This window comes from Nonomuraea sp. NPDC050790 (genome assembly GCF_044456745.1).
Classification (GTDB): Bacteria; Actinomycetota; Actinomycetes; order Streptosporangiales; family Streptosporangiaceae; genus Nonomuraea.
This window is the reverse complement of record NZ_JBITGF010000005.1, coordinates 748,148-771,223: the sequence shown is the minus strand read 5'-3', so window position 1 is coordinate 771,223 and position 23,076 is coordinate 748,148. Positions and strand designations below refer to the sequence as shown.

Annotated in this window: 24 protein-coding genes; 14 read left to right on the top strand and 10 right to left on the bottom strand. The window is 71.8% G+C overall.

Translation table 11 applies throughout. From position 1 onward, the window contains the following. Positions 1–10: 10 nt before the first annotated feature. From ACIBEJ_RS28765 to ACIBEJ_RS28740, 6 genes are all read left to right on the top strand, one after another. The gene (locus tag ACIBEJ_RS28765) at positions 11–1,432 is read left to right on the top strand and encodes a PLP-dependent aminotransferase family protein (RefSeq protein WP_397185949.1); all 1,422 of its coding nucleotides are present in this window, start codon (positions 11–13) and stop codon (positions 1,430–1,432) included. Between the two features lie 232 nt (positions 1,433–1,664). Further along, positions 1,665–2,369, top strand: a complete 705-nt coding sequence (locus ACIBEJ_RS28760; RefSeq protein ID WP_397185948.1) for an alpha/beta hydrolase — start codon at positions 1,665–1,667, stop codon at positions 2,367–2,369. Between the two features lie 19 nt (positions 2,370–2,388). Continuing rightward, the gene (locus ACIBEJ_RS28755) at positions 2,389–3,270 is read left to right on the top strand and encodes an ABC transporter ATP-binding protein (protein WP_397185947.1); all 882 of its coding nucleotides are present in this window, start codon (positions 2,389–2,391) and stop codon (positions 3,268–3,270) included. Then, positions 3,267–3,992 carry an ABC transporter permease gene (locus ACIBEJ_RS28750; RefSeq protein ID WP_397185946.1) on the top strand — a complete coding sequence of 242 codons (726 nt, stop codon included), beginning with the start codon at positions 3,267–3,269 and terminating at the stop codon, positions 3,990–3,992. Before ACIBEJ_RS28755 ends, ACIBEJ_RS28750 begins: the two co-directional genes overlap by 4 nt. A 12-nt stretch (positions 3,993–4,004) precedes the next feature. Continuing rightward, positions 4,005–5,090 (top strand): sensor histidine kinase, encoded by a 1,086-nt coding sequence (locus ACIBEJ_RS28745; RefSeq protein ID WP_397185945.1) that lies wholly within the window; start codon positions 4,005–4,007, stop codon positions 5,088–5,090. Beyond that, positions 5,087–5,692: a DNA-binding response regulator gene (locus ACIBEJ_RS28740; RefSeq protein WP_397185944.1), complete on the top strand. Its 606-nt coding sequence runs from the start codon at positions 5,087–5,089 to the stop codon at positions 5,690–5,692. The genes ACIBEJ_RS28745 and ACIBEJ_RS28740 overlap by 4 nt, the downstream gene beginning before the upstream one ends. Positions 5,693–5,716: 24 nt before the next feature. Here the strand turns inward: ACIBEJ_RS28740 and npdG are convergent, their stop codons facing one another. Beyond that, positions 5,717–6,364 (bottom strand): NADPH-dependent F420 reductase, encoded by a 648-nt coding sequence (gene npdG, locus ACIBEJ_RS28735; RefSeq protein WP_397185943.1) that lies wholly within the window; start codon positions 6,362–6,364, stop codon positions 5,717–5,719. Between the two features lie 67 nt (positions 6,365–6,431). Then, positions 6,432–7,253: a 3-methyl-2-oxobutanoate hydroxymethyltransferase gene (panB, locus tag ACIBEJ_RS28730; protein ID WP_397185942.1), complete on the bottom strand. Its 822-nt coding sequence runs from the start codon at positions 7,251–7,253 to the stop codon at positions 6,432–6,434. A gap of 129 nt (positions 7,254–7,382) precedes the next feature. Here panB and ACIBEJ_RS28725 point away from each other — a divergent pair, with 129 nt between their 5' ends. Next, the gene (locus tag ACIBEJ_RS28725; RefSeq protein WP_397185941.1) at positions 7,383–8,594 is read left to right on the top strand and encodes an MFS transporter; all 1,212 of its coding nucleotides are present in this window, start codon (positions 7,383–7,385) and stop codon (positions 8,592–8,594) included. 19 nt (positions 8,595–8,613) lie between these two features. On the opposite strand, the gene cutA is transcribed toward ACIBEJ_RS28725, so the two are convergent. After that, positions 8,614–8,937, bottom strand: coding sequence for a divalent-cation tolerance protein CutA (cutA, locus tag ACIBEJ_RS28720; protein WP_397185940.1), 324 nt, complete (start codon positions 8,935–8,937; stop codon positions 8,614–8,616). A gap of 115 nt (positions 8,938–9,052) precedes the next feature. Here cutA and ACIBEJ_RS28715 point away from each other — a divergent pair, with 115 nt between their 5' ends. From ACIBEJ_RS28715 to ACIBEJ_RS28700, 4 genes are all read left to right on the top strand, one after another. After that, positions 9,053–9,415, top strand: a complete 363-nt coding sequence (locus ACIBEJ_RS28715) for a BlaI/MecI/CopY family transcriptional regulator (RefSeq protein WP_397185939.1) — start codon at positions 9,053–9,055, stop codon at positions 9,413–9,415. 169 nt (positions 9,416–9,584) lie between these two features. Next, positions 9,585–10,619 (top strand): M56 family metallopeptidase, encoded by a 1,035-nt coding sequence (locus ACIBEJ_RS28710; RefSeq protein WP_397185938.1) that lies wholly within the window; start codon positions 9,585–9,587, stop codon positions 10,617–10,619. 156 nt (positions 10,620–10,775) lie between these two features. Beyond that, the gene (locus ACIBEJ_RS28705; protein ID WP_397185937.1) at positions 10,776–11,492 is read left to right on the top strand and encodes a DsbA family protein; all 717 of its coding nucleotides are present in this window, start codon (positions 10,776–10,778) and stop codon (positions 11,490–11,492) included. Continuing rightward, complete coding sequence (locus tag ACIBEJ_RS28700; protein ID WP_397185936.1) at positions 11,473–12,048, top strand: vitamin K epoxide reductase family protein; 576 nt, start codon at positions 11,473–11,475, stop codon at positions 12,046–12,048. The genes ACIBEJ_RS28705 and ACIBEJ_RS28700 overlap by 20 nt, the downstream gene beginning before the upstream one ends. On the opposite strand, the gene ACIBEJ_RS28695 is transcribed toward ACIBEJ_RS28700, so the two are convergent. From ACIBEJ_RS28695 to ACIBEJ_RS28670, 6 genes are all read right to left on the bottom strand, one after another. Further along, the gene (locus ACIBEJ_RS28695; RefSeq protein ID WP_397185935.1) at positions 11,989–12,561 is read right to left on the bottom strand and encodes a TetR/AcrR family transcriptional regulator; all 573 of its coding nucleotides are present in this window, start codon (positions 12,559–12,561) and stop codon (positions 11,989–11,991) included. The two genes, ACIBEJ_RS28700 and ACIBEJ_RS28695, sit on opposite strands and share 60 nt — an antisense overlap. Further along, on the bottom strand, positions 12,558–13,781 hold the full coding sequence (locus ACIBEJ_RS28690; protein ID WP_397185934.1) for a hypothetical protein: 1,224 nt from the start codon (positions 13,779–13,781) through the stop codon (positions 12,558–12,560). The genes ACIBEJ_RS28695 and ACIBEJ_RS28690 overlap by 4 nt, the downstream gene beginning before the upstream one ends. Further along, the gene (locus tag ACIBEJ_RS28685) at positions 13,778–14,167 is read right to left on the bottom strand and encodes a hypothetical protein (RefSeq protein ID WP_397185933.1); all 390 of its coding nucleotides are present in this window, start codon (positions 14,165–14,167) and stop codon (positions 13,778–13,780) included. Before ACIBEJ_RS28685 ends, ACIBEJ_RS28690 begins: the two co-directional genes overlap by 4 nt. Beyond that, a complete protein-coding gene (locus ACIBEJ_RS28680; RefSeq protein ID WP_397185932.1) occupies positions 14,164–16,632 on the bottom strand; it encodes a hypothetical protein in 2,469 nt (822 codons plus the stop codon). Before ACIBEJ_RS28680 ends, ACIBEJ_RS28685 begins: the two co-directional genes overlap by 4 nt. A 334-nt stretch (positions 16,633–16,966) precedes the next feature. Continuing rightward, positions 16,967–17,569 (bottom strand): TetR/AcrR family transcriptional regulator, encoded by a 603-nt coding sequence (locus tag ACIBEJ_RS28675; RefSeq protein WP_397185931.1) that lies wholly within the window; start codon positions 17,567–17,569, stop codon positions 16,967–16,969. Between the two features lie 7 nt (positions 17,570–17,576). After that, entirely contained in the window at positions 17,577–19,115 is a 1,539-nt protein-coding gene (locus tag ACIBEJ_RS28670; RefSeq protein WP_397185930.1) for an MFS transporter, read from the bottom strand. Positions 19,116–19,263: 148 nt separating this feature from the next. Here ACIBEJ_RS28670 and ACIBEJ_RS28665 point away from each other — a divergent pair, with 148 nt between their 5' ends. Beyond that, positions 19,264–20,028 (top strand): intradiol ring-cleavage dioxygenase, encoded by a 765-nt coding sequence (locus ACIBEJ_RS28665; RefSeq protein WP_397185929.1) that lies wholly within the window; start codon positions 19,264–19,266, stop codon positions 20,026–20,028. A gap of 4 nt (positions 20,029–20,032) precedes the next feature. On the opposite strand, the gene glnA is transcribed toward ACIBEJ_RS28665, so the two are convergent. Further along, positions 20,033–21,394, bottom strand: coding sequence for a type I glutamate--ammonia ligase (gene glnA / locus ACIBEJ_RS28660; protein ID WP_397185928.1), 1,362 nt, complete (start codon positions 21,392–21,394; stop codon positions 20,033–20,035). A gap of 152 nt (positions 21,395–21,546) precedes the next feature. Between glnA and ACIBEJ_RS28655 the strand changes: the two genes are divergently transcribed. Both ACIBEJ_RS28655 and ACIBEJ_RS28650 read left to right on the top strand, forming a co-directional pair. Next, positions 21,547–22,092, top strand: a complete 546-nt coding sequence (locus tag ACIBEJ_RS28655) for an EF-hand domain-containing protein (RefSeq protein WP_397185927.1) — start codon at positions 21,547–21,549, stop codon at positions 22,090–22,092. Positions 22,093–22,106: 14 nt separating this feature from the next. Next, on the top strand, positions 22,107–23,063 hold the full coding sequence (locus ACIBEJ_RS28650) for a terpene synthase family protein (RefSeq protein ID WP_397185926.1): 957 nt from the start codon (positions 22,107–22,109) through the stop codon (positions 23,061–23,063). Positions 23,064–23,076: the final 13 nt, after the last annotated feature.

The following is a 23,076-nucleotide window of genomic DNA, read 5'->3' as shown; positions in this document are numbered from 1 at the left end:
GAATTGGTCTATGGATGGAGCCAATCTGGTGGACCTGCTCGGCCGGTGGGCGACCGGGCGCGGGCCGCTGTACCTGCTGCTCACAGCCCGGCTGCGGGCGCTCATCGACGACGGCGTGCTGCCGCCCGGCCACCTGCTCCCGCCCGACCGCGTGCTGGCCAGGCTCCTGGCCGTCGGGCGAGGCACCGTCGTGGCCGCCTACGACCTGCTCCAGCAGGAAGGACGCGTCGTACGCCGCCAGGGCAGCGGCACCCGCGTCGCCGCCGCCCAGTCCGCGGCCGCCCGCGTCGTCGACGGCGTCCCCGCCAACCCGCTGATCCAGCACATGCTCCACCCGCCGGACGGGGTCCAGCTCCTGACCTGCGCCGCGCCCGACGTGCCGCCGCCGTTCATGGTCGAGGCCTACTCCGAGGCGGCGGAACGGCTCGCCGCCCGCCCCCACGACCTCGGCTACTACCCGGCGGGCCAGCCCGCGCTGCGCGAGGCCGTCGCCGCCTACTACCGCGCCCGCGGCCTGCCCACCACCGCCGACGAGATCGTCGTCACCACCGGCGCCCAGCAGGCGCTCTCCCTGCTGACCGCGCTGCTGGTGCGGCCCGGCGACACCGTGCTCACCGAGTCGCCCACCTACCCGGGCGCGCTGGAGGTCTTCCGCCACGGCGCCGCGGTCGTGCGCGGGGCCGAGCACGGGGTGGCCGGGGCGCTGCACTCGCGGCCCGCCCTCGCCTACACCGTCCCCACCGCCAGCAACCCCTCGGGCGCGGTCATGGACGTGCCCGCCCGCCGCCGCCTGGCCACGCTCGCCGCCGAGCACGACGTGCCGCTCATCGACGACGAGGTCTGCGCCGAGCTGTGCTTCTCCGGCGAGACCCCGCCGCCGCTGGCCTCGTTCACCTCGGGCGAGCAGATCGTCACCGTCGCCTCGCTGAGCAAGGTCGTGTGGGGCGGGCTGCGGATCGGCTGGATCCGCGCCGCCGCGCCGCTGGCCACCCGCCTGGCCCGGCTGCGCGCCATCCACGACCTCGCGGGCGAGGCCGTCTCGCAACTGGCCGCCGTCGCCCTGCTGCGCCGCCTGCCGGAGATCCGCCGCGAGCGCACCGCCGTCCTGCGCGAGCGTCACGACCATCTGTGCGCGGAGCTGCGCGAGCGGCTGCCGTCGTGGTCGTTCGAGCCCGCGCTGGGCGGCCAGACGCTCTGGGTACGGCTGCCGCACGGCGACACCGACGCCTTCGCCCAGCTCGCCCTGCGGCACGGGGTGGCCATCCCGCCGGGGCGCGCCTTCGACCCGGTGGGCGGGCTGGGCGCCTACACGCGGCTGCACTTTTTGTTCACGCCCCGCGAGCTCAGCCGGGCGGTCTCGGGGCTGGCGGCCGCCTGGCACTCCTACGACGGCACCCACCACCCCACCACCACCCACGCCCTGATCGTCTGACCCCTCCTGGGCCCTCCTCCGGGCGATCTCGGGTGGTCCGCCGTGGGGCCGCGGCCCTGTGCCGGGATTGGCGCACTCAGGGGTGGCGGTTTCAGCGTGCCGGGTTCCGGGCCGTGCCGTGTTCCGGGCTGGGCCGTGTTCCGGGCTGTGCCGGGTTCCGGGCTGTGCGGGTGGGCACGCCGGGAGCGATATGCGGGGCGGGACGGGGTGGGGGCGTGGGAGGGTGGCGGGCATGCAGGCGATCTTCGTGCTCGTGCACAGCCCCTCGGTAGGCCCCTCGACCTGGCAGCCCGTGGCGGAGGCGCTGGCCAGACGGGGCCGGCGGGCCGTGGTGCCCGATCTGACCAAGGTGACCGAGGGCGGCCCGCCGTACTGGCCGAGGGTGGTCGAGGAGGTGCGGGCGGCGGTGCCGGTGGAAGGGCCGTTCGTGCTGGCCGGGCACAGCAACGCGGGCCTGTTCCTGCCCGTGGTCAAGGAGGGGCTGGGGGAGCGGGTGGTGGCCTGCGTGTTCGCCGACGCGCACCTGCCGCCCCGCGACGGGCTGGTCAGGGTGGCGGAGGAGGCGTTCCTGCCGTTCCTGCGCGACCTGGCCGGCGCGGACGGCCGGCTGCCGCGCTGGACCGACTGGTGGAGCGAGGAGGACGTCGCGCCGATGCTGCCCGACCCCGAGGTCAGGCGGCGCGTGGCCGACGAGCAGCCGCGGCTGCCGCTCGACTACTACACCCAGCTCGTCCCGGTCCCGTCCGGCTGGGACGCGGTTCCGTGCGGCTGTCTCTGGTACGGCCCGCCGTACGACAAGGTGGCCGAGCAGGCGGCGGCGCGCGGCTGGCCGGTGGCCCGGATCCCCGGCGCCCACCTCCACCAGGTCGTCGACCCGGACGCCGTGGCCGGCGCGCTGCTGCGGATCGTGAATTCTTCACTGTTCCCGCAACGCTGACCCCACGACGATCGGAGGCATGACAGCCATCCAGGTATCCGGCCTCGTCAAGCGCCACGGCGCGTTCGAGGCCGTCAAGGGCGTCTCCTTCGAGGTCGCGGAGGGGGAGATCTTCGCGCTGCTCGGCCGCAACGGCGCGGGCAAGACGACGACGGTCGAGGTGCTGGCCGGGTTCCAGCGGCCGGACGCGGGCACGGTGCGGGTGCTCGGGCTCGACCCGGTCGGGCAGCGGGGGGAGGCGCGGCGCCGTACCGGCGTGATGTTGCAGGAGGCGGGGTTCTTCCCCGACCTGACGGTGGCGCGCACGGTCGACACGTGGCGTGACTTCACCGCCGCGGCCCGCCCACGCGACGAGGCGCTGCGGCTGGCGGGGCTCGAAGGCAAGGCGGGCACCAAGGTGCGGCAGCTCTCCGGCGGCGAGAAGCGGCGGCTGGACCTGGCGCTGGCCACGCTGGGACGTCCGGAGGTGCTGTTCCTCGACGAGCCGACGACCGGCATGGACCCGCAGGCCCGCCGCGACACCTGGGGCCTGGTCAGGAGCCTGGCCGCCGAGGGCACCACGGTGCTGCTGACCACCCACTACCTGGAGGAGGCGCAGCGGCTGGCCGCGTCGCTGGCGATCCTGGACGGCGGCGCCATCGTCGCCGCGGGCGGGATGGCCGAGACGCTGGCCGCCCAGAGCGGCCGGGTGGCCTTCCGGATGCCGCCCGGCGTCGCCCCCGGCGAGCTGCCGCTGCCGGTCACGCTCGACGGCGACCTGGCCGTCTGCCGGGCCGACGACCCCGACCTGGCCGCGCAGACGCTGCTGAGCTGGGCGGCCGGGCGCGGGCTGCGCCTGACCGGGCTGGACGTGCGCGCCGCCACCCTCGAAGACCTCTTCCTCGACAGGAGCACCTCATGAGCCTCGCCGCCACCTACAAGCTCGGCGCCCGGCTGTTCTGGCGGGACAAGTCCATGCTGGCCGGGTCGGTGATCACACCGGTCGGCCTGACCGTGGGGATGCCGCTGCTCATGCGGCACGTCCAGCCCGACGGGGTCGCCGCGGCCACCCAGATCTTCTACGGCTCGACCGCGATCGTGCTGTCGATCACCGCGTTCATGAACATCGCCGTGGCGCTGTCCATGCGGCGCGACCAGCTCGTGCTCAAGCGGCTGCGCTCGACCATGCTCACCGACGCGCGCATCCTCGCCGGGGAGATCGCCAGCACGGTCACGCAGACCGTGGCGATCGTGGTGGGCTGCCTGCTGGTGGTGCGGTTCGTGGCCGACGTGCCGTTTCCCGAGAATCCGGTGGTGTTCTTCGCGGCGGCGCTCGGCGGAGCGGTGTGCGCGGCGGTGCTGGGCGCCGCCTACACCGCGGCGATCCCGCGAGCGGAGCTGGCGGCGGCGATGACGGTGCCGGTGTTCCTGGTGTGCGGGGTTGGGGCGGGCGCGATGGGGCCGCTGCTCGACCTGCTGCCGTCCTGGGTGCGCGCGGCCTTCGACCTGCTGCCGACGAGCGCCGCCGTACACGCGATGCGGACCGGGGAGTTCGCCGCGCCCGCCCTGAACCTGGCGCTCTGGACGCTCGCCGGGCTGGTCGCGATCCGGCTCTGGTTTCGCTGGGAGCCGCGGCGCTCATAGATTTGTCGGACCATGACCGCTTCCTCCGCTCAACGCCTCGCCACCTGGCTGATCGCGGTGATCTCCGTCGGCTATCCGATGCTCGGCCTGATCTACCTGACCTCGGGCCGCCTGGACGTCACCGCCGTCGTGCTCGCCGCGCTCGCCGGGTGCTGGATACCCCAGTTCCTCAACATGCGGGCCGCGCTGCGGGGCGTGCGGCCCCCGCTGTTCCCGCTCACGGTGGTGGTGCAGGCCGTGGCGACCTACCTGCCCGACCCGTTCCTGCCGAGCGGCTGGTCGGGGGTGACGGCGCAGTTGCTCGCGGGCACGCTCCTGCTCTACCTGCCGCTCTGGGCGGCCGCCCCGCTGCTCGCGCTCATGACGCTGGTGCAGGCGGGCGGCATCATGGTCACGCTGAACATCCCCGTCGTCGCCGCCCTCTACGCGGTGACGATCCCGATCAGCGGCATCATCGTGTACGTGGTGGTCCGCCTGGTCGCCGTCAGCCGCGACCTGGAGTCTGCCCGCGCCGAACTGGCCGAGGCGGCCGTGCTGAAGGAGCGGCTGCGCATCTCACGCGACCTGCACGACGGTCTCGGCCGCAGCCTCACCGCGATCGCACTGAAGGGCGACCTGGCCGCCCGTCTCATGGACCGCGATCCGGGTACGGCTCGCGCCGAGGTCGGCGACCTGGTCAAGGTGGCCAGGGAGGCGGCCCAGGACGTGCGGCAGGTGGCCCGGGGCTACCGGGAGCTGACGCTGCGGGGCGAGACGCAACGGGCCGCCTCGCTGCTGGAGGCGTCGGGGGTGAGCGTGCAGGTCAACCTCGCCGATCTCACGCCGCCCCGGGCTTCGGAGGAGGCGCTGGCCTGGGCCGTACGCGAGGGAGTCACCAACGTCCTGCGCCACAGCGCCGCCACGACCTGCACCATCACCACGGCGGTCCACGCGGGCCGGCTCCGCCTGGAGATCGTCAACGACGGCGCGGCCGAGCGGCCCCGCGAGCCCGGCGGCGGACTGACGGGCCTGGCGGAACGAGCCGGCCAGGCAGGCGGCACCACCGGGACACACGCGGACGGCGGCGCGTTCCGGCTGGTCGTGGAGGTCCCGGCGTGATCAGGGTGCTGCTGGCCGAGGACATGCTGATGATCCGCGCCGCGCTGTCCGCGCTGCTGCGGCTGGAGACCGACCTCACGGTGGTGTCCGAGGTGACGCGCGGCGACGAGATCGTGCCCGCCGCGCTGGAGCACCGGCCCGACGTCGCGATCGTGGACATCGACCTGCCGGTCGTGGACGGCATCACCGCCGCCGCCGAACTGCGCGAACGGCTGCCGGAGTGCCGCGTGCTGGTGCTGACCGCGCTCGGCCGCCCAGGCCAGGTACGCCGGGCGCTGGCCGCGGGCATCACGGCCTTCCTGGTCAAGGACGCGCCGGGGGAACGGCTGGCCGACGCGGTCCGCAGAACCCACGCGGGGTTGCGCGTGCTGGACCCCGAACTGGTGAGCTCGGCCATGGAGTACGGCGAGAGCCCCCTGACCCAGCGCGAGACCACGGTCCTGCGGGAGGCGGCCAAGGGGGTGAGCGCGGAGGAGACGGCCGGGCGGCTGCATCTGTCAGCGGGCACGGTACGCAACTATCTGACCTCGGCCATCACCAAGACCGGGGCGCGGAACAAGATCGACGCCGTGCGGATCGCGGAGGATGCCGGGTGGTTGTGAACCACCCGGCCGCGGCGCGCGGGATCAGACGTCGGTGATGCGCAGGCCGGCGTGGGCCTTGTAGCGGCGGTTGATGGAGATCAGGTTCGCGGTGAACGCCTCGACCTGGTGGGCGTTGCGCAGGCGGCCGCCGTAGATGCCGCGGACGCCCGGGATGACCGCCGCCAGCGCCTGCACGGTGTCGGTGGCCTCGCGGTCGTCGCCGAGGACCAGCACGTCCAGGTCGACCTTCTCCACGCTCTCGTCCAGCAGGAGCACGGCCGAGACGTGGTGGAAGGCCGCCACCACGCGGCTGCCGGGCAGCACGGCGGCGGCCTGCTGGGCGGCGCTGCCCTCCTCGACCGGCAGCGCGTAGGCGCCCTGCTTGTCGAAGCCCAGCGGGTTGACGCAATCAATCACGATTTTTCCGGACAGCTCGCTGCGGAGGGATTCCAGCAGCTCCTTGTGGCCGTCCCAGGGGACGGCCACGATCACCACGTCCGCCTGGGCGGCCACCTCGGCGTTGCCCGCGCCGCGCGCCCCGAGGGGCTCGGCCGCCTGCTGTGCCCGTTCCGCGCTGCGCGACCCGATGAGCACGGTATGCCCGGCCAGCGCGAACCGCCGCGCCAGCCCCTTGCCCTGGTCTCCGGTGCCGCCCAGAATGCCGATCGAAAGCCCGCTCACGTCTGTCATGGCTCAGATCATGCCAGTCCGGCCGCCGGGAGCCGCCTCCAGGTACCGCCCTGCGGAACCGCCGCCGTCAGGTGTAGGTGTGCTCGGCGGACGGGAACGCGCCCGACACGACCTCGTCGGAGAACGCCCTGGCGGCCCGGTCGAGGTCGGCGGCCAGCGTGCCGTACGCCTTGACGAACTTGGCAGGACGCTCGGTGAGTCCCATCATGTCCTGCCATACCAGGACCTGGGCGTCGGTGGCGGATCCCGCGCCGATCCCGACCGTCGGGATGGACAGCGACGTGGTGACCCGCTCGGCCAGCTCGGCCGGCACGCATTCGAGCACCACCGCGAACGCCCCGGCCCGTTCGAGATCCTTGGCGTCGGCCATGAGCTCGTCGCCCGACTGGCCGCGCCCCTGGACGCGGTAGCCGCCGAGCGCGTTGACCGACTGCGGCGTCAGCCCCAGGTGCCCCATCACCGGAACCCCGGCCGACACCAGCAGCTCCACCTGCGGCAGCACGCGGCGCCCGCCCTCCAGCTTGATCGCGTGCGCCCCCGCCTCCTTCATGAAGCGGGCCGAGGACTCCAGCGCCTGCGCGGGCGAGGCCTGGTAGGAGCCGAACGGCAGGTCCGCGACGACCAGCGCGCGCGTGGACCCGCGCACCACCGCCGCCGTCAGCGGCAGCAGGTCGTCGACCGTGACCGGCAGGGTGGAGTCGTAGCCGTAGACGACCATGGCCGCCGAGTCGCCGACCAGCAGCACCGGCACCCCGGCCCGGTCGAACGCGCGGGCCGTCATCGCGTCGTACGCGGTGAGCATGGGCCACTTCTCGCCCCGCTCCTTCGCCTGGGCCAGGTCGCGGACGGTGACGCGGCGGCCCGTGACGCCGCCATACAGAGAGGACATGGACAACCCTCCTGAACAAAGCCTCGAGTCGCCCCAGTGGCGTACCCGGACACCATCGATGATGCCTCACCCGGCGCGGAAAGTGTCAGCCCGGCCCGTCACAATAGGGGTCGGAGGTAAGCAATCATCATGGCGATCGAGCCTTACCGGCGCCTGCTCCGGCTGCCCGGTGTCCGTACCCTGCTGCTGATCGGGCTGCTGGCCCGCATCCCGTCCACGGCCACAGGCATGGCCCTGACCCTGCACGTGGCCTACACCCTCGACCTCGGATTCACCTGGGCCGGGCTGGTCACGATGGCCAGCACGATCGGCATGGCGGTGGGCTCGCCGCTGTCCGGGCGCTTCGTCGACAAGTACGGCCTGCGCCCCGTCCTCATCACCACCACCCTCGCCCAGGCGGTGTTCTGGGCCACGGCGTGGGCGCTGCCGTACCCCGTGCTGGTGGTCGCGGCGGCGGTGGCGGGGCTGCTCGCGCTGCCGGTGTTCAGCGTGATCAGGCAGTGCCTGGCCGCCATGGTGCCGCCGGAGCAGCGCCGGATGGGCTTCTCGCTCGACTCGATGCTGGTCGAGCTGGCGTACATGGCGGGGCCCGCGCTCGCCGTCGCGGGCGTCACCACGCTCGGCAGCACGTGGACGATGACCGTCGTCGCCGTCGGCCTGGTCGGCTCGGGCACCGCGCTGACCCTGCTCAACCCGCCCACCCGCTCGGCCGAGGAACTGCTCGCCGAGCAGGTCAAGGTGCCCAGGCGCCGGTGGCTGACGCCCGCGTTCGTGGCGTTGCTGGGCACGACCGCGGCGGCGACGTTCATCCTGACCGCCTCCGAGCTCGCACTCGTGGCCACGATGAAGAACGCCGAGCAGGTGAGCTGGGTCGGCCTCGCCGTGGCGATCTGGTGCCTCTACTCACTGGCCGGAGGCTTCGTCTACGGCGGCCTGTCGCGGGGCTTCTCGCCGCTGCTGCTGATCGCTTTGATGGGCGCGCTGACGATCCCGGTCGGGCTGGCGGGCGGCGACTGGCGCCTGCTGCTGCTCGCCCTGGTCCCCGCGGGCGTGCTGTGCGCGCCCGCCCTGTCCAGCACCGTCGACACGGTCAGCCGCTGGGTCCCGGCCGCGGCCAGGGGCGAGGCGATGGGCTTCCACGGCACCGCGCTGCTGATCGGGGGCGCGTCGTCCGCGCCGATCGCCGGCGCCCTCATCGACGGGTACGGCCCGGCCTGGGCGTTCGTCGCGGCTGGCCTGGTGGGCGTGGTCATGGTGCTGATCGCGCTGCCGCTGTGGCGGCGCCGTCCCGCGACCTTCGCCCCCGCGCCGGTCCGCGAGGAGGCGGTCACCACGACCTGAGCGTCACCCGGCCTGAACGTCATACGGCCTGGTCGGGCGCGTCCAGCCAGCGCAGGTACGCGGGGCTGCCCGCCACGATCTCGGTGGCCACGATCTCCGGGGTGGTGTAGCTGTGCCCGGCGGTGAGGTGGGCTTCGAGGGCGGGGTAGTCGGCGGCGGGCGTCTTGATGACCAGTTGCCATTCCTGGGCGGCGTCCAGCACCCCCTCCCACCAGTACAGGGACCGGACCGGCCCGATGATCTGGACACAGGCGGCCAGCCGCGCCCCCAGGATGCTCCGGGCCAGGCTCTCCGCCGCATCGGCGCTGTCCACTGTCGTGTACACGTGCAGATAGCCGGTCATGCACCCAGTTTTCCGGATTTATCCCCATATGAAAGGCCTGTTGTGGTGGCCTGCTCCGGCCATCTCGGGGGAGCGTCTACCGTAGAGCCTGGATCTCGCGAAAGGGGGTACGGCGGTGCGGCTCGGCAACCTGGAGCGCTCGGTCATGGAGGCGCTCTGGGAACATCCGGAGGGGATGCTGGCCCAGGACCTCGCCGCCGCGCTGCCCTCCTCCCCGGCGGTGACGACCGTGCTGACCGTGCTGGTCCGGCTGTCCCGCAAGGGCCTGGCGACCAGGGAACGGGCCGGTCGGGCGCACCTGTACCGGGCGGCGGCGGGCAAGGACGCCTTCGTGGCCGAGGCCATGCGGGAGGCGCTGGACGAGGCCGGTGACGTGGAGGCGGCGGTGAACCGGTTCGTGGGCGCGGTGTCCCCCGAGGTGGCCGCAGCCCTGCGCGCCGCCCTGACCGACCGCCCCGACCAACCCACGACACCATGACACCCCACTCCAGAACGGAACACCCCACCGGACCCGAGCCTCCTGCCGGGCCCGAGCGTCCTGCCGGGCCCGAGCGTCCTGCCGGGCCCGAGCGTCCTGCCGGGCCCGAGCGTCAGGACGCAGTGGCATCCCAGGGCGGGACGGCGCGTCCGGGCGGGGGTGGAGAGTTGTGACGGTCTGGCTGGTTGTGGCCGGGGTGGCGCTGGTGCCCGTGGTGTTCGGCGGGCGGGTGGCCGCGATGCTGGCGGAGGCGGAGTGGGTGCGGCGGCATCCCCGGGCGGCGCTGGTGCTCTGGCAGGCGATCGGGCTGGCCGGTGGGCTCGGGGCCGTCGGGGTGGGGCTGGTCGCGGCGGTCGCCCCGCTGGCGGCGGCCTTTCCGCATGGGATGCACACGTTCGGGCACCAGGTGGCCGACGGGCGCGGCCTGGCCGGGCTCGGTCCCGTGCACAGCCTGGCCCTGGCCTGGTCGGCGGCGCTGATCGCCTGGCTGGTGGCCCACACGGCCCGCACCGCCCTCCGCACCGTGGCCAGGCAGCGCCGCCAGCGCACCCTCGTGGACGTCCTGGCCGACCGGATCGACGAGCACGAGATGGGTCTCCTGCCCGACCGCGAGTCGGCTCTGCCTCCCGAGCGCGGTGGCGACCGGGCGAGAGGGGTTGCGCGGGATCGTGGTGAGGGGGTGTACGTGCTGCCGGGCGCCGAGCCCGTGGCGTATTGCGTGCCCGGTTGGCGCTCGCGGGTGGTGCTGAGCCGGGGGGCGCTCGAACTGCTGGACCCCGCCGAACTCCGGGCGGTGCTCGCCCACGAGCGGGCCCACGCGCGGGGCAGGCATGACCTGTTCCTGATGCCGTTCCAGGGGCTGGCCGCCGCCTTTCCGTGGCTGCCGGTGGTGAAGGCGGCGCGGCGGGCCGTACCGGTGCTGCTGGAGATGCTCGCCGACGACCGGGCACGGCAGGTGAGCGGCGATCGCACGCTGGCCCGCGCGATCGTGCTCATGGCCGCGCCGAAGGGCCCGGGGTTCGGGCTGGCCGACGAGGGCGCGGTGCAGCGGGTCGAACGGCTGCTCGGCACGTCGCGGGGCGGGAGGTGGGTCCCGGCCGCCGTGTACGCCGCCGCGCTGGCTCTGATGAGCGGCCCCGTGGCCATCATGATCGCCCCGGTCGTCTGCGGCGTCATGGTCGCCCCGGTCTGCGGCGCCGTCTGACTCCGAACGACCCCGAACGACCCCGAACGACCCCGAACGAGCCCCCGGTGACCCCATCAAGCCCCAGGACGACCGGGGGACCGACCACTGCCCTCATCTTCTACGCTATGTAGAAATCCAATGTTCTACGTGACGTAGAAACTCCAGGGAGGCCCCGTGTCGGACCAGCAGGATCGGGCCCAGGCGCGTCGCGCCAAGGTCGAGGCCATGCGCGAGGAAGACGACCGCCTGCGTGCCAGAAAGCGCAACCTCGCCTTCGTCCTGTCCGCCATCGCCGTCTTCGCGGTCGTCGTCGCCGCGGTCCTGGTGGTCAGCAGGACCGGAGGCGAACCCGCCGGACAGGCCCAGGTGGTACGCCCCGACAGCCACCGCCTCCAGACCGCCCAGGACGGCAAGGTCACGCTGGTGGAGTTCCTGGACTTCGAGTGCGAGGCGTGCGCCGCCGCGTTCCCGGTGATCGAGCAGTTGCGCAAGCAGTACCAGGGCAAGGTCACCTTCGTCGCCCGCTACTTCCCGATCGCCAGCCACTTCAACGCCGAGCGCGCCGCGCGGGCGGTCGAGGCGGCGGCGGGGCAGGGCCGCTTCGACCAGATGTACCAGCGCATGTACCAGACGCAGAAGCAGTGGGGCGAGCAGCAGGTCCCGGCGGACAGGCTGTTCAGGGAGTTCGCGCAGAGCATGGGCCTGGACATGGCCGCCTGGGACAAGGCCTACGCCGCCGACGAGACGCTGGCCCGCATCAAGAAGGACGTCGCCGACGGGCAGGCGCTCGGCGTCGAGGGCACCCCGACGTTCTTCCTGAACGGCCAGAAGCTCCAGCCCAAGTCCACCGACGACATCAAGGCGGCCATCGATGCGGCTCTCGCCAAGTGAACGGGCGGGGGAGCCGTTCCCGCGGCTGCTGCCGTACCTGCTGCTGATCGGCGGCGGGATCGGGCTGGTCGCCGCGTTCGTGCTGGCGGTGGAGAAGATCGCGCTGCTCAAGAACCCGGCGTACGTGCCGAGTTGCAGCATCAACCCGGTGCTGTCGTGCGGTTCGATCATGTCCACGCCGCAGGCGGAGCTGTTCGGCTTCCCGAACCCGCTGCTGGGCGTGGCCGGGTTCGCGATCGTCACGACCACCGGCGCCGCGCTGCTGGCCGGAGCGGTGCTCAAGCGCTGGTTCTGGGCGGGGCTGCAGGCCGGGGTCACCGCGGGCGTGGTGTTCGTCCACTGGCTGATCTACCAGAGCCTCTACGTGATCGGCGCGCTGTGCCCGTACTGCATGGTGGTGTGGGCGGTGATGATCCCGATCTTCCTCTACGTCACGCTCAGGAACCTCGCCCGCCCCTTCGCCCGTCAGCACGTGATCGTGCTGACGCTCTGGTACCTAGCCGTCCTCGCGCTCATCACCGCCCGTTTCTGGACGTACTGGAGCAGCCTGGTCTAGCCGGAGCGCCAGGTAGGCGCACAGCATCACCTTGGTCTCGGCGACCAGGCGCGGCTCGTCGTGGTGGGCGCGCAGCAGCGCGTCCGCCGCCTCGACCGCGACGAGCAGCACGCCGCTGTCACAAACCAGCCCAGCCTGTACGGCCAGCACCTCCGCCAGCGCCTCGGCCACCTCCGCGTTCGCCCCGAAGTCGACCACCGCGAACCCCGGCACGGTCCGCTTCATCTCCAGGTACTCGTCGACCACCGCCTCCACCAGCGGCTCCCAGTGGGTGATCCCGCGCCCGCGCACCCGGCCCACGAACGCGGCCAGGTTGCGCGCCGCCAGCGCGTCGGCCAGTTCGCGCTTGTCGCGGAAGTACCGGTACACGGAGCCGATCGGCAGCCCGGTCACCGCCGCCACCCGCCGCGTGCTGAGCCCCTCGTAGCCGCTCTCGTCGAGCAGTCGCGCGGCGGCGTCGAGGATGCGCTCGACCCGCTCGGCGCTGCGCCGCTGAACCGGTGCCCGCCTCATGCGGCCAGCAGCAGGGTCAGGCCGCCGAGCGTGTAGCAGATCATGAGCACGAACATCGGGATCTGACCGGCGACCGCCCGCGCGGGTGGCAGCAGGCGTACCGAACGGTCGTGCGCGGCCACCACCCCCGCCACGTGCCCGATGACGATGGCCAGCACCTGCACCGCGGCGATCGTCCCCGGCCCTACCGCCTCCATGTCCACCTCGGCGCTCAGCCCCAGCGCCAGCACGAACGCGCGCTGCCCCTCGATGACCAGCAGCGAGAAATAGTGGGCGACCAGATACCCGACGGCGATGGGCACCAGCGAGTGCGCGAACCCCGGCGCCAGCCCGCGCGTGCCGCCGATGCGGCCCGCCAGCCACAGGCAGCCCGCGTACAGCGCCGCCACCAGCACGATCGCCCCCACGAGCCCGGCGGTGCCGAGCACGACCCGGCCCGCCCCGGACTGCAGCGCGTCCACCCAGACCGGCGCGCTGGAGAACCCGTCGTAACCGGTGCTGCCCAGCAGCACGCACACGGTCGCGACGAGCCCCGGCTCCGGCCGGACGGCGTCCAGGCCGTCGAAGGGGTTGCGCAGCACGAGCCGCCCGTCCGCCCTCCGGCCGAACGGGGCGAGGTGCCCGATCAGCGTCGAATACACCTCGAACGCCTCGCCTCGGGCCAGCCAGGCGTGGCCGTACCGGAGGGTGGCGAGGATCTGCGCGCCGCCGTAGAGGAGCAGAAAGACCAGCAGCGTGTACGGCGCGGCCGGTTCCGGCGAGACGAGCTCCACCCACGTGAACGCCAGCAGCCCCGCGGCGGCGGGCCAGTACCCGAGCCGGGGCGGCAGCGGCCGCCGCGCCCGATCCGGCAGAAGCCGCAGAGGGCTCAGCGCCCGCCACACCGGCCCGAACACCAGCGAAGCGGGCACCAGCCCCACCCAGAAGATCACGTAGACCAGATGCGGCCCCGCGTTGCCCTCCTCGGGCCCGAGGACAAGCCACCCCACCGTGTACGCGACCACCACAAGCGTGAGCACGCGCACCAGCCGCGACATCGCGGGCAGGCGCACCGACAGCACCCGTCCCGCGATATCCCCCCGGAACCGGGAGTCCGGCCACAGGAGCCCCAGCGCCAGAAACGACACCACCAGCGCCGCGAACGCCCCCGCATACGCGTAGAACACCGGGATCGGCAGGTCACCGCGGCTGCCGACCCCGTGCGCCAGGATGCCGCTCACTTCACCGCCAACTGGGTGAGCACCAGCTTGTTCTCGTGGGTCTCGACCTGGAACACCCCGGCCACGTCCGCCGTGAACCGCACCGTGACCGCCTTCCCGGCCAGCAGGTCGGCCTCGACGTCGTAGCCGTGCACGTGGAGCTCGTCGGCGACGTCGCTGGTCACGGTGATGGCGACCGGCTGCCCCTTCCTGATCTCCACCCAGCCCGACGGCGGGCTGACCTGCCCGCGCGCGATCGTGATCGGCACCGCCACCTCGCCGCTGACCGCGCGGGGCGGCGCGGTGGCCACCTCATGGCTGTTACCGGGCCGATGGTGCGTATCAGACAACTGCCCACACCCCGCCACCAGCACCGCCACCACCAGCAGCCCCCGCACGCCCCTCACCCGGCCACCACCCCTTCTCCACCAGCGGTAGCGGCCTTTCCCGGAGCGCCTTCTTCGCGAGCACCTTCTTCGGTACGGCGGCGCGGCGCCAGCACCACCACCGCCCACAACACCCACACCCCGGTGAGCAGCCCCCGCACCCAGCCCGGCCCCAGCGGCACGAACGGAATGAGGTGAACCGCCCGGTCGAAGGCGTCGGCCGCGGTCAGCACCCCGAGCAGCACCGTGAACCACCCGAACACCGGCCTGACCCGCCGCGCCACCACACCCAGGCAAAGCAGCCAGGCGGCGACCAGGGCGAGGGCGACGGCGGTCAGAAGGGGCGAGTCGAGGGCGGCGGCCACCACGTCGAGCACCAGCCCGCCAACCCCGGCCACCGTCCCCACAACCACCAAAACCCCACGCCCCCCACCCACGACCGGCCCGCCACGACCCGCAGCCTCCACCACGACCGGCCCGCCGTGGCCTCCGGTCTCCACCGCTACCGGCCCGCCGTGGCCTCCGGTCTCCACCGCTACCGGCCCGCCGTGGCCTGCGGCCTCCACCGCTACCGGCCCGCCGTGGCCTGCGGCCTCCACCGCTACCGGCCCGCCGTGGCCTGCGGCCTCCACCGCTACCGGCCCGTCATGGCCTGCGGCCTCCACCGCTACCGGCCCGTCTGCACCCGGGACCGCCGCCGCCGGGCCGTCGGTCGCCGGGACAGTGCTCTCCTCGGGGCTCGGTGCGTCGGGCGGTGGCATGTGCAGAGCCTGTGTTTCCGGTTTCCCGGAGGAAGGGTGTTTCGGGGTGGAAGGGGCGGCGGGTGGCCGGGCGGGGCCGCGTAGCCAGAACAGCAGCGCCAGCAACCCCAGCACCAGCGACCCGCCCAGCGCGAGCTGCGTCTCGACCTTGGCCAGCCCCGCCGCCCCGAACCAGTCGCACCCCGCGGGCAGCCGCGCGTCCTGGGCCGAGAAGTCCGCGCACAGATACAGCTTGAGCACCTTGACCGGCTCCGCCACCATCCGGTGCGATCCGCCCGACACCCCGGGCGCCGAGGCCGCGCACACCGGCAGCACCTGCGGCGAGGACGCCCCGGTGTCGCTCTGGAAGCAGTTGCCCGTGCCCTGCCCGTCCCACCACACGTTCCGCCCGTTGGGACGCCGCTCGCCGGTCGGGCTGACGCCGAACACGTTGCCCTCGTAGCGGTTGTAGTTGGACGTGTCGGCCTGCTTGGCGAGCGACTCCTCGCCCCTGATGAACGCCGGAACCCCGAACAGGTGGAACGCGCTGTTGTCGTTGCCCCAGATCCGGTTGTTCCTGAAGACGTTGTAGTTGCCGCCCGCGACCAGGATGCCGGTGCCCGGTGGCACGCCGACCTGGGGGCAAACCACGCCCTTCTCGTAACCGCGTTCGGCGGGCGGCTTCGCGCAGGTGCCGTCGCGCGTGTACCGGTAGTAGTCGCGGTTGTTGTTGTAGATCTTGTTGTTCTCGAACTTCGCGTGATTCTGCGGGAGTCCGGGGTGGTCGGGCCAGAGGCTGTCCATCGTGGCGCCGACCATGTTGTCGTAGAACTCGTTGTCGTGCACCCACATCGAGTCGCCCGCGGTGCCCGAGTAGCCGAGCGCGTTGTGGTGGCTCTTGCAGCGGCGGATCTCGATGGCGTAGCGGGGCACGTCGTGGCCCCGGCCGTCGTTGATGTTGGAGGCGCTGCCGGGGTAGAGGCCGCCGTCGCCGTTGCCGTAGGACTCGCAGTCGGTGTAGAGGCCGTGGTCGCTGGCGAAGGTGAGGAAGCCGTACTCGTCGTTCCAGCGGGTCAGCACCCTGTCGATGACGAAGCCGTCGGTCTCCAGGACGTACAGGGAGTTGAAGGTGGTGCGCTGGGCGGTGAAGTTGCGGAAGTAGATACCGTTCGCGCGGTCGGCCCGGATCGCGTTGAGCTTGCGGTACTCCGCGTCGATGACCACGTCCAGCGGCCCGGCGCCGGTGCCCTCGATCTGCAGGTCCTTCTTGCCGAGGATCGCGACGAGGTTCTGGTTGTGCGGGCAGGCCTGCTGTTGTTCGAAGGAGAGGATCTGGTAGCCCCAACTGGACCAGCGGGCGGGGAGGTTCGCGCACGCGCCGGAGGGGGCGGCCCTGCTGGGCTCTTCCAGGTAGAGCCCGGGGAGGATGGCGATTGCCATGCCCGGTCTGTCGACCTTGTCCACGGCTTCCTGGAGGTTCCTGAAGCCCTTCTGCTGACATAACTCATACAGCTGGATATTTCGCTGTTTGAGGGCTTGCGGGAAGTTCTCGATGCGGCGCTCGAAGTCGGGCCGGTCGTTCTTGCAGACCAGCAGATCGGGCTCGGCCTGGCGGTAGGCCGGGACACTGCCGCTGCCGTCGGGGAGCGTGACCTTCCGCTCCTCGTGGGCCAGTGCGGCGGTGGCGGGTAACAGGAGCCCGGCGGTCAGGGCGCCTAAGGCCACGATCCTGCGCATGGGGGGCATGGCCGCGAGACTAGAACATTGCTCACGTTCTGCCCACCCCCAACCCGCCCACCGTCCGGTCCCACCCCTCCACCGCCAACCCCAACGCCGTCGCCAACCGCCCAAGATCCCCCAGGCTGCACACGCAAGACCAGTCGCTTGCCCGATGGGCTACGCACCGGCACCGCTCCCGTGACCCGCCCTCCAGACGCCTGGGTGCGGGGGCACTCCATCCGGGATCCCCTTGGCAACGAGGCCGCGAGCGCCGCTCCGCGCGGTTCGCGCAGGAGGTTGCGGGTTGCCGACCTGCGTGCCGTGCCGTGCCGAATAGGCCGGGCCGGGGGTTGGGGCGGGGTTAGGGGGCGATTCCGGCTAGGACCTGGTCGACGATGCTTTCGGCCAGGTCGGGGCCGCGGTCGGCGGTGTCGCCCCACTTGGTGAACCAGACCATCGTCCCGGTCAGGATGGCCATCGCCAGCTCGACCTCCAGCGTGGACCGGAGCTCGCCGCTCGCCACGCCGCGTTCGAGCACCTCGCGCATCGCCCTCCGGCGCGGCTCGATCGCGATCTTCCTGAACTTCTCGAACAGGTGCGGATACCGGTCCGACTCGCTCAGCGCGATGTTCATCACGCACTTGGTCCGGACGTGTCCGGACTCGTTGCGCATCTGGTCGAGCAGCGTCACCAGGTCGTCGCGTACCGACTCGCCCGCCAGCGGTGGCACCGGCGCCTTCAGCGTGGCCAGCGCGTCGACCACGAGGTCCTCCTTGTTGGACCAGCGCCGGTAGATCGTCGTCTTGCCGACCCCGGCCCTGGCCGCGATCGCCTCGATCGACAGCTCGGAGATGCCCATGCCCTCGCCGATGAGGTCGAGGGTGGCCTCGAGAATGGCCTTCTCGGCCTTTTCGCTACGCGGCCGGCCCGCTGGACGGGCCGTCGCTGCATCCTGAATCGTCATCGCGGCCTCACACTACCGCTGGTTCCTTGTCTTCCACGGGCAGGACCGGCTGCGCCTTGCCCGGCATCCACTTGGCGACCACCACGACGCCCGCGAGGGCGATGGCGGCCGAGACCAGGGCAGTCACGTGCATGCCGTCGATGAAGGCGTTGAAGGCCGGTCCGAGGATCGCCGGGTTGCCCTGGGCCGCGGCGACGGTGTTGGTGATGGATTCGCCAGCCGCGTGCCGTACCGCCTCGGGAAGGGCGATGAGAGCGGGGGCCACCTCGCTGCGGTAGGCCGACGACAGGACGGCCCCCAGGACGGCGACGCCGAGCGCGCCGGCCACCTGGCGGACGGTGTTGCTCATCGCGGAGCCGACGCCCGCCTTCTCCCTGGGCAGCGCCTCCATGATCGCGGTCGTGGCGGGCGGCATGATGTTGGCCATGGCGGCACCCTGGACGAAGAAGACGATCTCGATGAGCACGATCGGGGTGTTCTGGTCGAACAGCGCGTAGCTGGCCAGGATCACCGCGATGATCACCATGGCGACGGTCGAGGAGAGCTTGGCGCCGAAGCGTTCGTTGATCCGCTGGCTGAGCGGGGCGAAGATGAGCTGCGCGGCGGCGAACGGGATCATCATGGCCCCCGCCTGCAGCGCGCTGAACCCGAGCACGATCTGCAGGTAGAAGGTCAGGAAGAACATCCCGCCCATCATCGCGAAGAAGACGATGCCCATCATGCCGATGGCCGAGCTGAAGCGGACGTTGGCGAAGTTGCGGACGTCGAAGGCGGGGTGCTCGACGCGGCGCTCCCACCAGACGAAGGCGCCCAGCACCAGCACGCCGAACAGGGTCGGCAGCAGCACCTCGGCGTGGGCGACGGAGCCGAGCTCGCCGCCGCGGATGATGCCGTAGACGATCGCGACCAGACCGATGATCGACAGGATCACGCCCACCGGGTCGAGCCTGGAGGGCTTGGGGTCGCGCGACTCGGGCACGATCGTGGCGATGAGGACCATGCTGACGATCACGATGGGCACGTTGATCAGGAAGACCGAGCCCCACCAGAAGTGCTCGATCAGCAGGCCGCCGGTGATGGGGCCGATCGCCACCGCCAGGCCGACGCCGCCGGCCCACACGCCGATGGCCTTGCCGCGCTCGTGGGGCGGGAACACGTTGGAGATGATGGCCAGCGTGGCCGGCATGATCGCCGCACCGCCGATGCCCATCGCCGCCCTGGCCAGGATCAACTGCATCGGATCCTGGCTGTAGGCGGAGGCCAGGGAGGCCAGCCCGAACAGCAGCATGCCGATGAACAGCATCCTCTTGCGCCCGGTACGGTCACCGATGACGCCGAAGGTGAACAGGAGGCCGGCGAACACGAGCGTGTAGGAGTTGATCGCCCACTCCAGCTCGCTCTGTGTCGCCCCCAGTCCGTGGACCGGATCGGCGATCGTCTTCATCGCCACGTTCAAGATGGTGTTGTCGAGCACGACCGCCAGCAGGCTGAACACGAGAACGCTGAGGATCGCCCATCTGCGGGGGTGTCCGTTCGTGGTTTCCATGGGGGAATGGTCCTCAATTTCGATACGGGAAAGTTTCGCAACGTCACCGTATCGCAAGAGGTTCCGATACGCAACGGTGTCGTTTCGTAAGGGAAAATCTCATGTGCCCCCCATGCGAGGTTGAGGATCGGGGCGCAGTGTTCATGGCATGCAACGTTCGCACCCCACTCGCAGGACGGCGCTGGCCGTACTCGCCGCGTCGGGCCTCGGCGCCTGCGCCCCGGCCACCTCGGACAGCCTGGCCACGGGCAGTGCGAGCCCAGGCGGCACGGCCTCGGGCGGCGCGGCCGCCGCCCCGGTCTGCGTGACGACCCCCGAGGTCACGGAAGGGCCCTACTACCTGGCCAACCAGCTCGTCCGCCGCGACATCAGGGAGGGCAAGCCCGGCCTCGTCCTCGACATGGCGCTGACCGTGGTCGACGTGGACGCGGGCTGCGCGCCCCAGCCCGGCACCCCGGTCGAGATCTGGCACTGCGACGCGATCGGCTACTACTCGGGCTTCGTGGACCGCTCACCCGGCGGAACGGTCCCGCCCGAGGACGGCGTGGGCGACGACCGCACGTTCCTGCGCGGCGTCCAGGTGACCGGCGCCGACGGCGTGGCCCGCTTCACCACGATCCTGCCCGGCTGGTACGGCGACCGCGTCATCCACATCCACGTGAAGGTCCACAAGGGCGGCCAGGTCGGCAAGACCTACGAGGGCGGCACGACGGTCCAGACCACCCAGATCCTGTTCCCCGACGACGTCATGGCCGCCGTGCGGACCCGCGAGCCGTACACCCGCCACCAGTTGGAGCCCGCCAAGCTGGCCGACGACATGGTCTACTCCAGGGCCGACGAGCCCGACACGATGGTCCCCGCCATGACCGCCACCCCGGACGGCTACAGCCTGACCATGACCTTGGGCGTCTGAAAGGCTAAAGCACGGGCAGGTAGCGGCCCAGCTCGAACTCGGTGACCTGGCGGCGGTACTCGCGCCACTCCGTCCGCTTGTTGCGCAGGAAGAAGTCGAAGACGTGCTCGCCGAGCGTCTCGGCCACCAGTTCGCTCTGCTCCATGACCCCGATGGCCTCGTCCAGCGACTGGGGGAGCGGCCTGATGCCGAGGGCGCGGCGTTCGGCGCTGGTCAGGGTCCAGACGTTGTCCTCGGCGGCGGCCGGCAGCTCGTACTCCTGCTCGATGCCCTTCAGTCCGGCGGCGAGGATGAGGGCGAAGGCGAGGTAGGGGTTGCAGGCGGAGTCCAGCGAGCGGAACTCGACGCGGGCCGAGCCGGGCTTGAGCGGCTTGTACATGGGGACGCGGACCAGAGCCGAGCGGTTGTTGTGGCCCCAGCAGATGTAGGAGGGGGCCTCGCCGCCCTGTCCGGCGATGGCCTCGGCGCCGCCCCAGAGCCGCTTGTAGGAGTTGACCCACTGGTTGGTGATCGCGGTGATCTCGGCGGCGTGGCGCAGCAGGCCGGCGATGAAGGCGCGGCCGGTCTTGGAGAGCTGGTACTCCGAGCCGGCCTCGTAGAAGGCGTTGCGGTCGCCCTCGAACAGCGACATGTGGGTGTGCATGCCGGAGCCCGGGTGCTCGGTGAACGGCTTGGGCATGAACGAGGCCCAGATGCCCTGCTCCAGCGCGACCTCCTTCATGACCAGGCGGAAGGTCATGATGTTGTCGGCGGTGGTGAGGGCGTCGGCGTAGCGCAGGTCGATCTCCTGCTGGCCGGGCGCGCCCTCGTGGTGGCTGAACTCCACCGAGATGCCCATCGACTCCAGCATCATGATCGCCTGGCGGCGGAAGTCGTGGCCGGAGCTGTGCGGGGTGTGGTCGAAGTAGCCGCCGGCGTCGATCGGCTCCGGCTTCTCCCCGGCCACCGGGCGGTTCTTCAGCAGGAAGAACTCGATCTCGGGGTGGGTGTAGAAGGTGAAGCCCATGTCGGCGCACTTGGCGAGCGTGCGCTTCAGCACCCAGCGCGGGTCGGCGTGGGAGGGCGAGCCGTCCGGCATCAGGATGTCGCAGAAGATCCGGCCGGCGCCCGGGTTCTCGCTGCGCCAGGGCAGGATCTGGAACGTCGAGGGGTCGGGCTTGGCCAGCATGTCCGACTCGTAGACGCGGGCGAAGCCCTCGATGGCCGAGCCGTCGAAGCCGATGCCCTCGGCGAAGGCGCCTTCGAGCTCGGCGGGGGCGATGGCGACCGACTTGAGGAAGCCGAGGACGTCGGTGAACCACAGCCGGATGAACCGGATGTCGCGTTCCTCAAGCGTACGGAGCACGAACTCCTGCTGGCGGTCCAAGGCAGCCCCTTGTGAAGACTTCGGTGGTCGCATACAGGATGCCGTGTCCGTGTTTCGCACACGTTACGTGCCCCTCCGGTGCGTGGCTCACTGACAAACCACCCGCGCCGACCTAATGTGAGCACGCAGATCAGTCTCGGGGGAGGCATTTCGTGGCTATCGACCTGCGCAATCACAAACTCGACCGCGCCTTCGACCACATCGACGTGAGCGGCGGCGGCGAGATCGAGCGCGCGGACCTGCTGGGTCTGGGCGCGCGCATCCTGGTGGGGTTCGGCGAGTCGCCCACCTCGGCGACCGGCACCAAGCTCGTCGACAGCTTCGACGGGATCTGGGCCGCTCTGTCCGGAGTGCTGGGCCGCGACGTGGACGCGCGCATGACCCGCGAGGACTTCCACAAGGCGATGGCGGCGGCCTTCATCGACGGGGAGCGCTACGAGCCGGTCTTCCGCCCCGCGATCCAGGCGGTGGCCGAGCTGTGCGACGCCGACGGCGACGGGTTCGTCGGGCCGGGCGAGTTCCGCACGATGCTGAGCGCGTTCGGCACCGCCTACGACGACGTGGACGAGGCCTTCGACCGCCTCGACCGCGCCGGGCGCGGGGTGCTGTCGGTGGACGAGCTGGTCGAGGCGGCCAGGGAGTACTACACCGGCGAGGACCCGCACGCCTGCGGCAACTGGCTCTTCGGGCCCCTGTGATGGTGATCGCCTCCATGAGGGACGCGCTGCGTTCCGTGCTCGCGAGGAAGCCGGTGCTTCCCGCGCCGCGCCGCGGCGGCGTCCCCGCCGAGGCGCTGCTGCCGCTGGTCGAGCGGGTGCCGGCGATGGCCGAGCCGTGCCGCATGCACCCGTCGGTGTATGCGATCGAGGCCGCCGTGCTCGACTGGGCCAGGCGGACCGGGCTGCGCGCCGATCCGGGCGTCGGCTTCCACCGGATGGCCGGGCGGGCGTTCGCGGAGTTCGACGCGGCCGCGGCGGCGTTGTTCGCGCAGTGGCTGACGTGGCTGTTCCACTTCGACGACGAGCTCGACGAGGGTCCGTGCCCGCTGGAGATCTTCCAGGGCCTGCTCCAGGGTACGGCGCAGCATCCGCTGGAGTCGGCGTTCGCCGATCTGTGGCGGGTGACCAGTGCCAGGATGAGCGACCGGTGGCGGGCCAGGTTCGCGATGGGGCTGCAGCGCCAGCACGACGCCTGCCGTACCGAGGCGAGGAACCGGGCGACGGGCCGGATACCGACGATCGAGGAGTACCCGGCGCTGCGCAGGGGCACCGTCGGCCCCTACCTGTACGACCTGGTCGAGCCGTGCCTGCGCGTGGAGGTGCCGGACTGGGTGCACGCCTGCGACGCCTGGCGCGGCCTGGTGGAGGCGTGCAGCGACACGATCGCCTGGTGCAACGACGTGGCCTCGCGCCCGAAGGAGCAGGGCGACGCGCACAACCTGGTCGTCATCGCCATGCACGAGATGGACCTGGACGAGCGGGCGGCGACCGCGTGGGTGCTCGACCGCGTCGAGGAGCGCTGCGCGGACATGCGCGCGGCGGCCCGCATGCTGCCGCTCGACGAGCTGGAGCCCAAGGAGGCCCGGGACGCCAGCAAGGTGGCCTGCGCCTACCTGGCCGCGCCGCGGGCCCACCTGGACTGGTTGCTGGAGTCGGCGCGCTATACGTAACGTGACGGCTCGA

Bases quoted from the DNA above. Each gene is read 5' to 3' on its own strand.
- ACIBEJ_RS28695 (WP_397185935.1), bottom strand. From the start codon at position 12,561: ATGAGGCGGGCACCGGTTCAGCGGCGCAGCGCCGAGCGGGTCGAGCGC.
- cutA (WP_397185940.1), bottom strand. From the start codon at position 8,937: ATGACCGGCTATCTGCACGTGTACACGACAGTGGACAGCGCCGATGCG.
- ACIBEJ_RS28765 (WP_397185949.1), top strand. From the start codon at position 11: ATGGATGGAGCCAATCTGGTGGACCTGCTCGGCCGGTGGGCGACCGGG.
- ACIBEJ_RS28760 (WP_397185948.1), top strand. From the start codon at position 1,665: ATGCAGGCGATCTTCGTGCTCGTGCACAGCCCCTCGGTAGGCCCCTCG.
- ACIBEJ_RS28700 (WP_397185936.1), top strand. From the start codon at position 11,473: ATGCGGCTCTCGCCAAGTGAACGGGCGGGGGAGCCGTTCCCGCGGCTG.
- ACIBEJ_RS28650 (WP_397185926.1), top strand. From the start codon at position 22,107: ATGAGGGACGCGCTGCGTTCCGTGCTCGCGAGGAAGCCGGTGCTTCCC.
- ACIBEJ_RS28665 (WP_397185929.1), top strand. From the start codon at position 19,264: ATGCAACGTTCGCACCCCACTCGCAGGACGGCGCTGGCCGTACTCGCC.
- npdG (WP_397185943.1), bottom strand. From the start codon at position 6,364: ATGACAGACGTGAGCGGGCTTTCGATCGGCATTCTGGGCGGCACCGGA.
- ACIBEJ_RS28670 (WP_397185930.1), bottom strand. From the start codon at position 19,115: ATGGAAACCACGAACGGACACCCCCGCAGATGGGCGATCCTCAGCGTT.
- ACIBEJ_RS28745 (WP_397185945.1), top strand. From the start codon at position 4,005: ATGACCGCTTCCTCCGCTCAACGCCTCGCCACCTGGCTGATCGCGGTG.
- ACIBEJ_RS28750 (WP_397185946.1), top strand. From the start codon at position 3,267: ATGAGCCTCGCCGCCACCTACAAGCTCGGCGCCCGGCTGTTCTGGCGG.
- ACIBEJ_RS28755 (WP_397185947.1), top strand. From the start codon at position 2,389: ATGACAGCCATCCAGGTATCCGGCCTCGTCAAGCGCCACGGCGCGTTC.
- ACIBEJ_RS28725 (WP_397185941.1), top strand. From the start codon at position 7,383: ATGGCGATCGAGCCTTACCGGCGCCTGCTCCGGCTGCCCGGTGTCCGT.
- panB (WP_397185942.1), bottom strand. From the start codon at position 7,253: ATGTCCTCTCTGTATGGCGGCGTCACGGGCCGCCGCGTCACCGTCCGC.
- ACIBEJ_RS28675 (WP_397185931.1), bottom strand. From the start codon at position 17,569: ATGACGATTCAGGATGCAGCGACGGCCCGTCCAGCGGGCCGGCCGCGT.
- ACIBEJ_RS28680 (WP_397185932.1), bottom strand. From the start codon at position 16,632: ATGCCCCCCATGCGCAGGATCGTGGCCTTAGGCGCCCTGACCGCCGGG.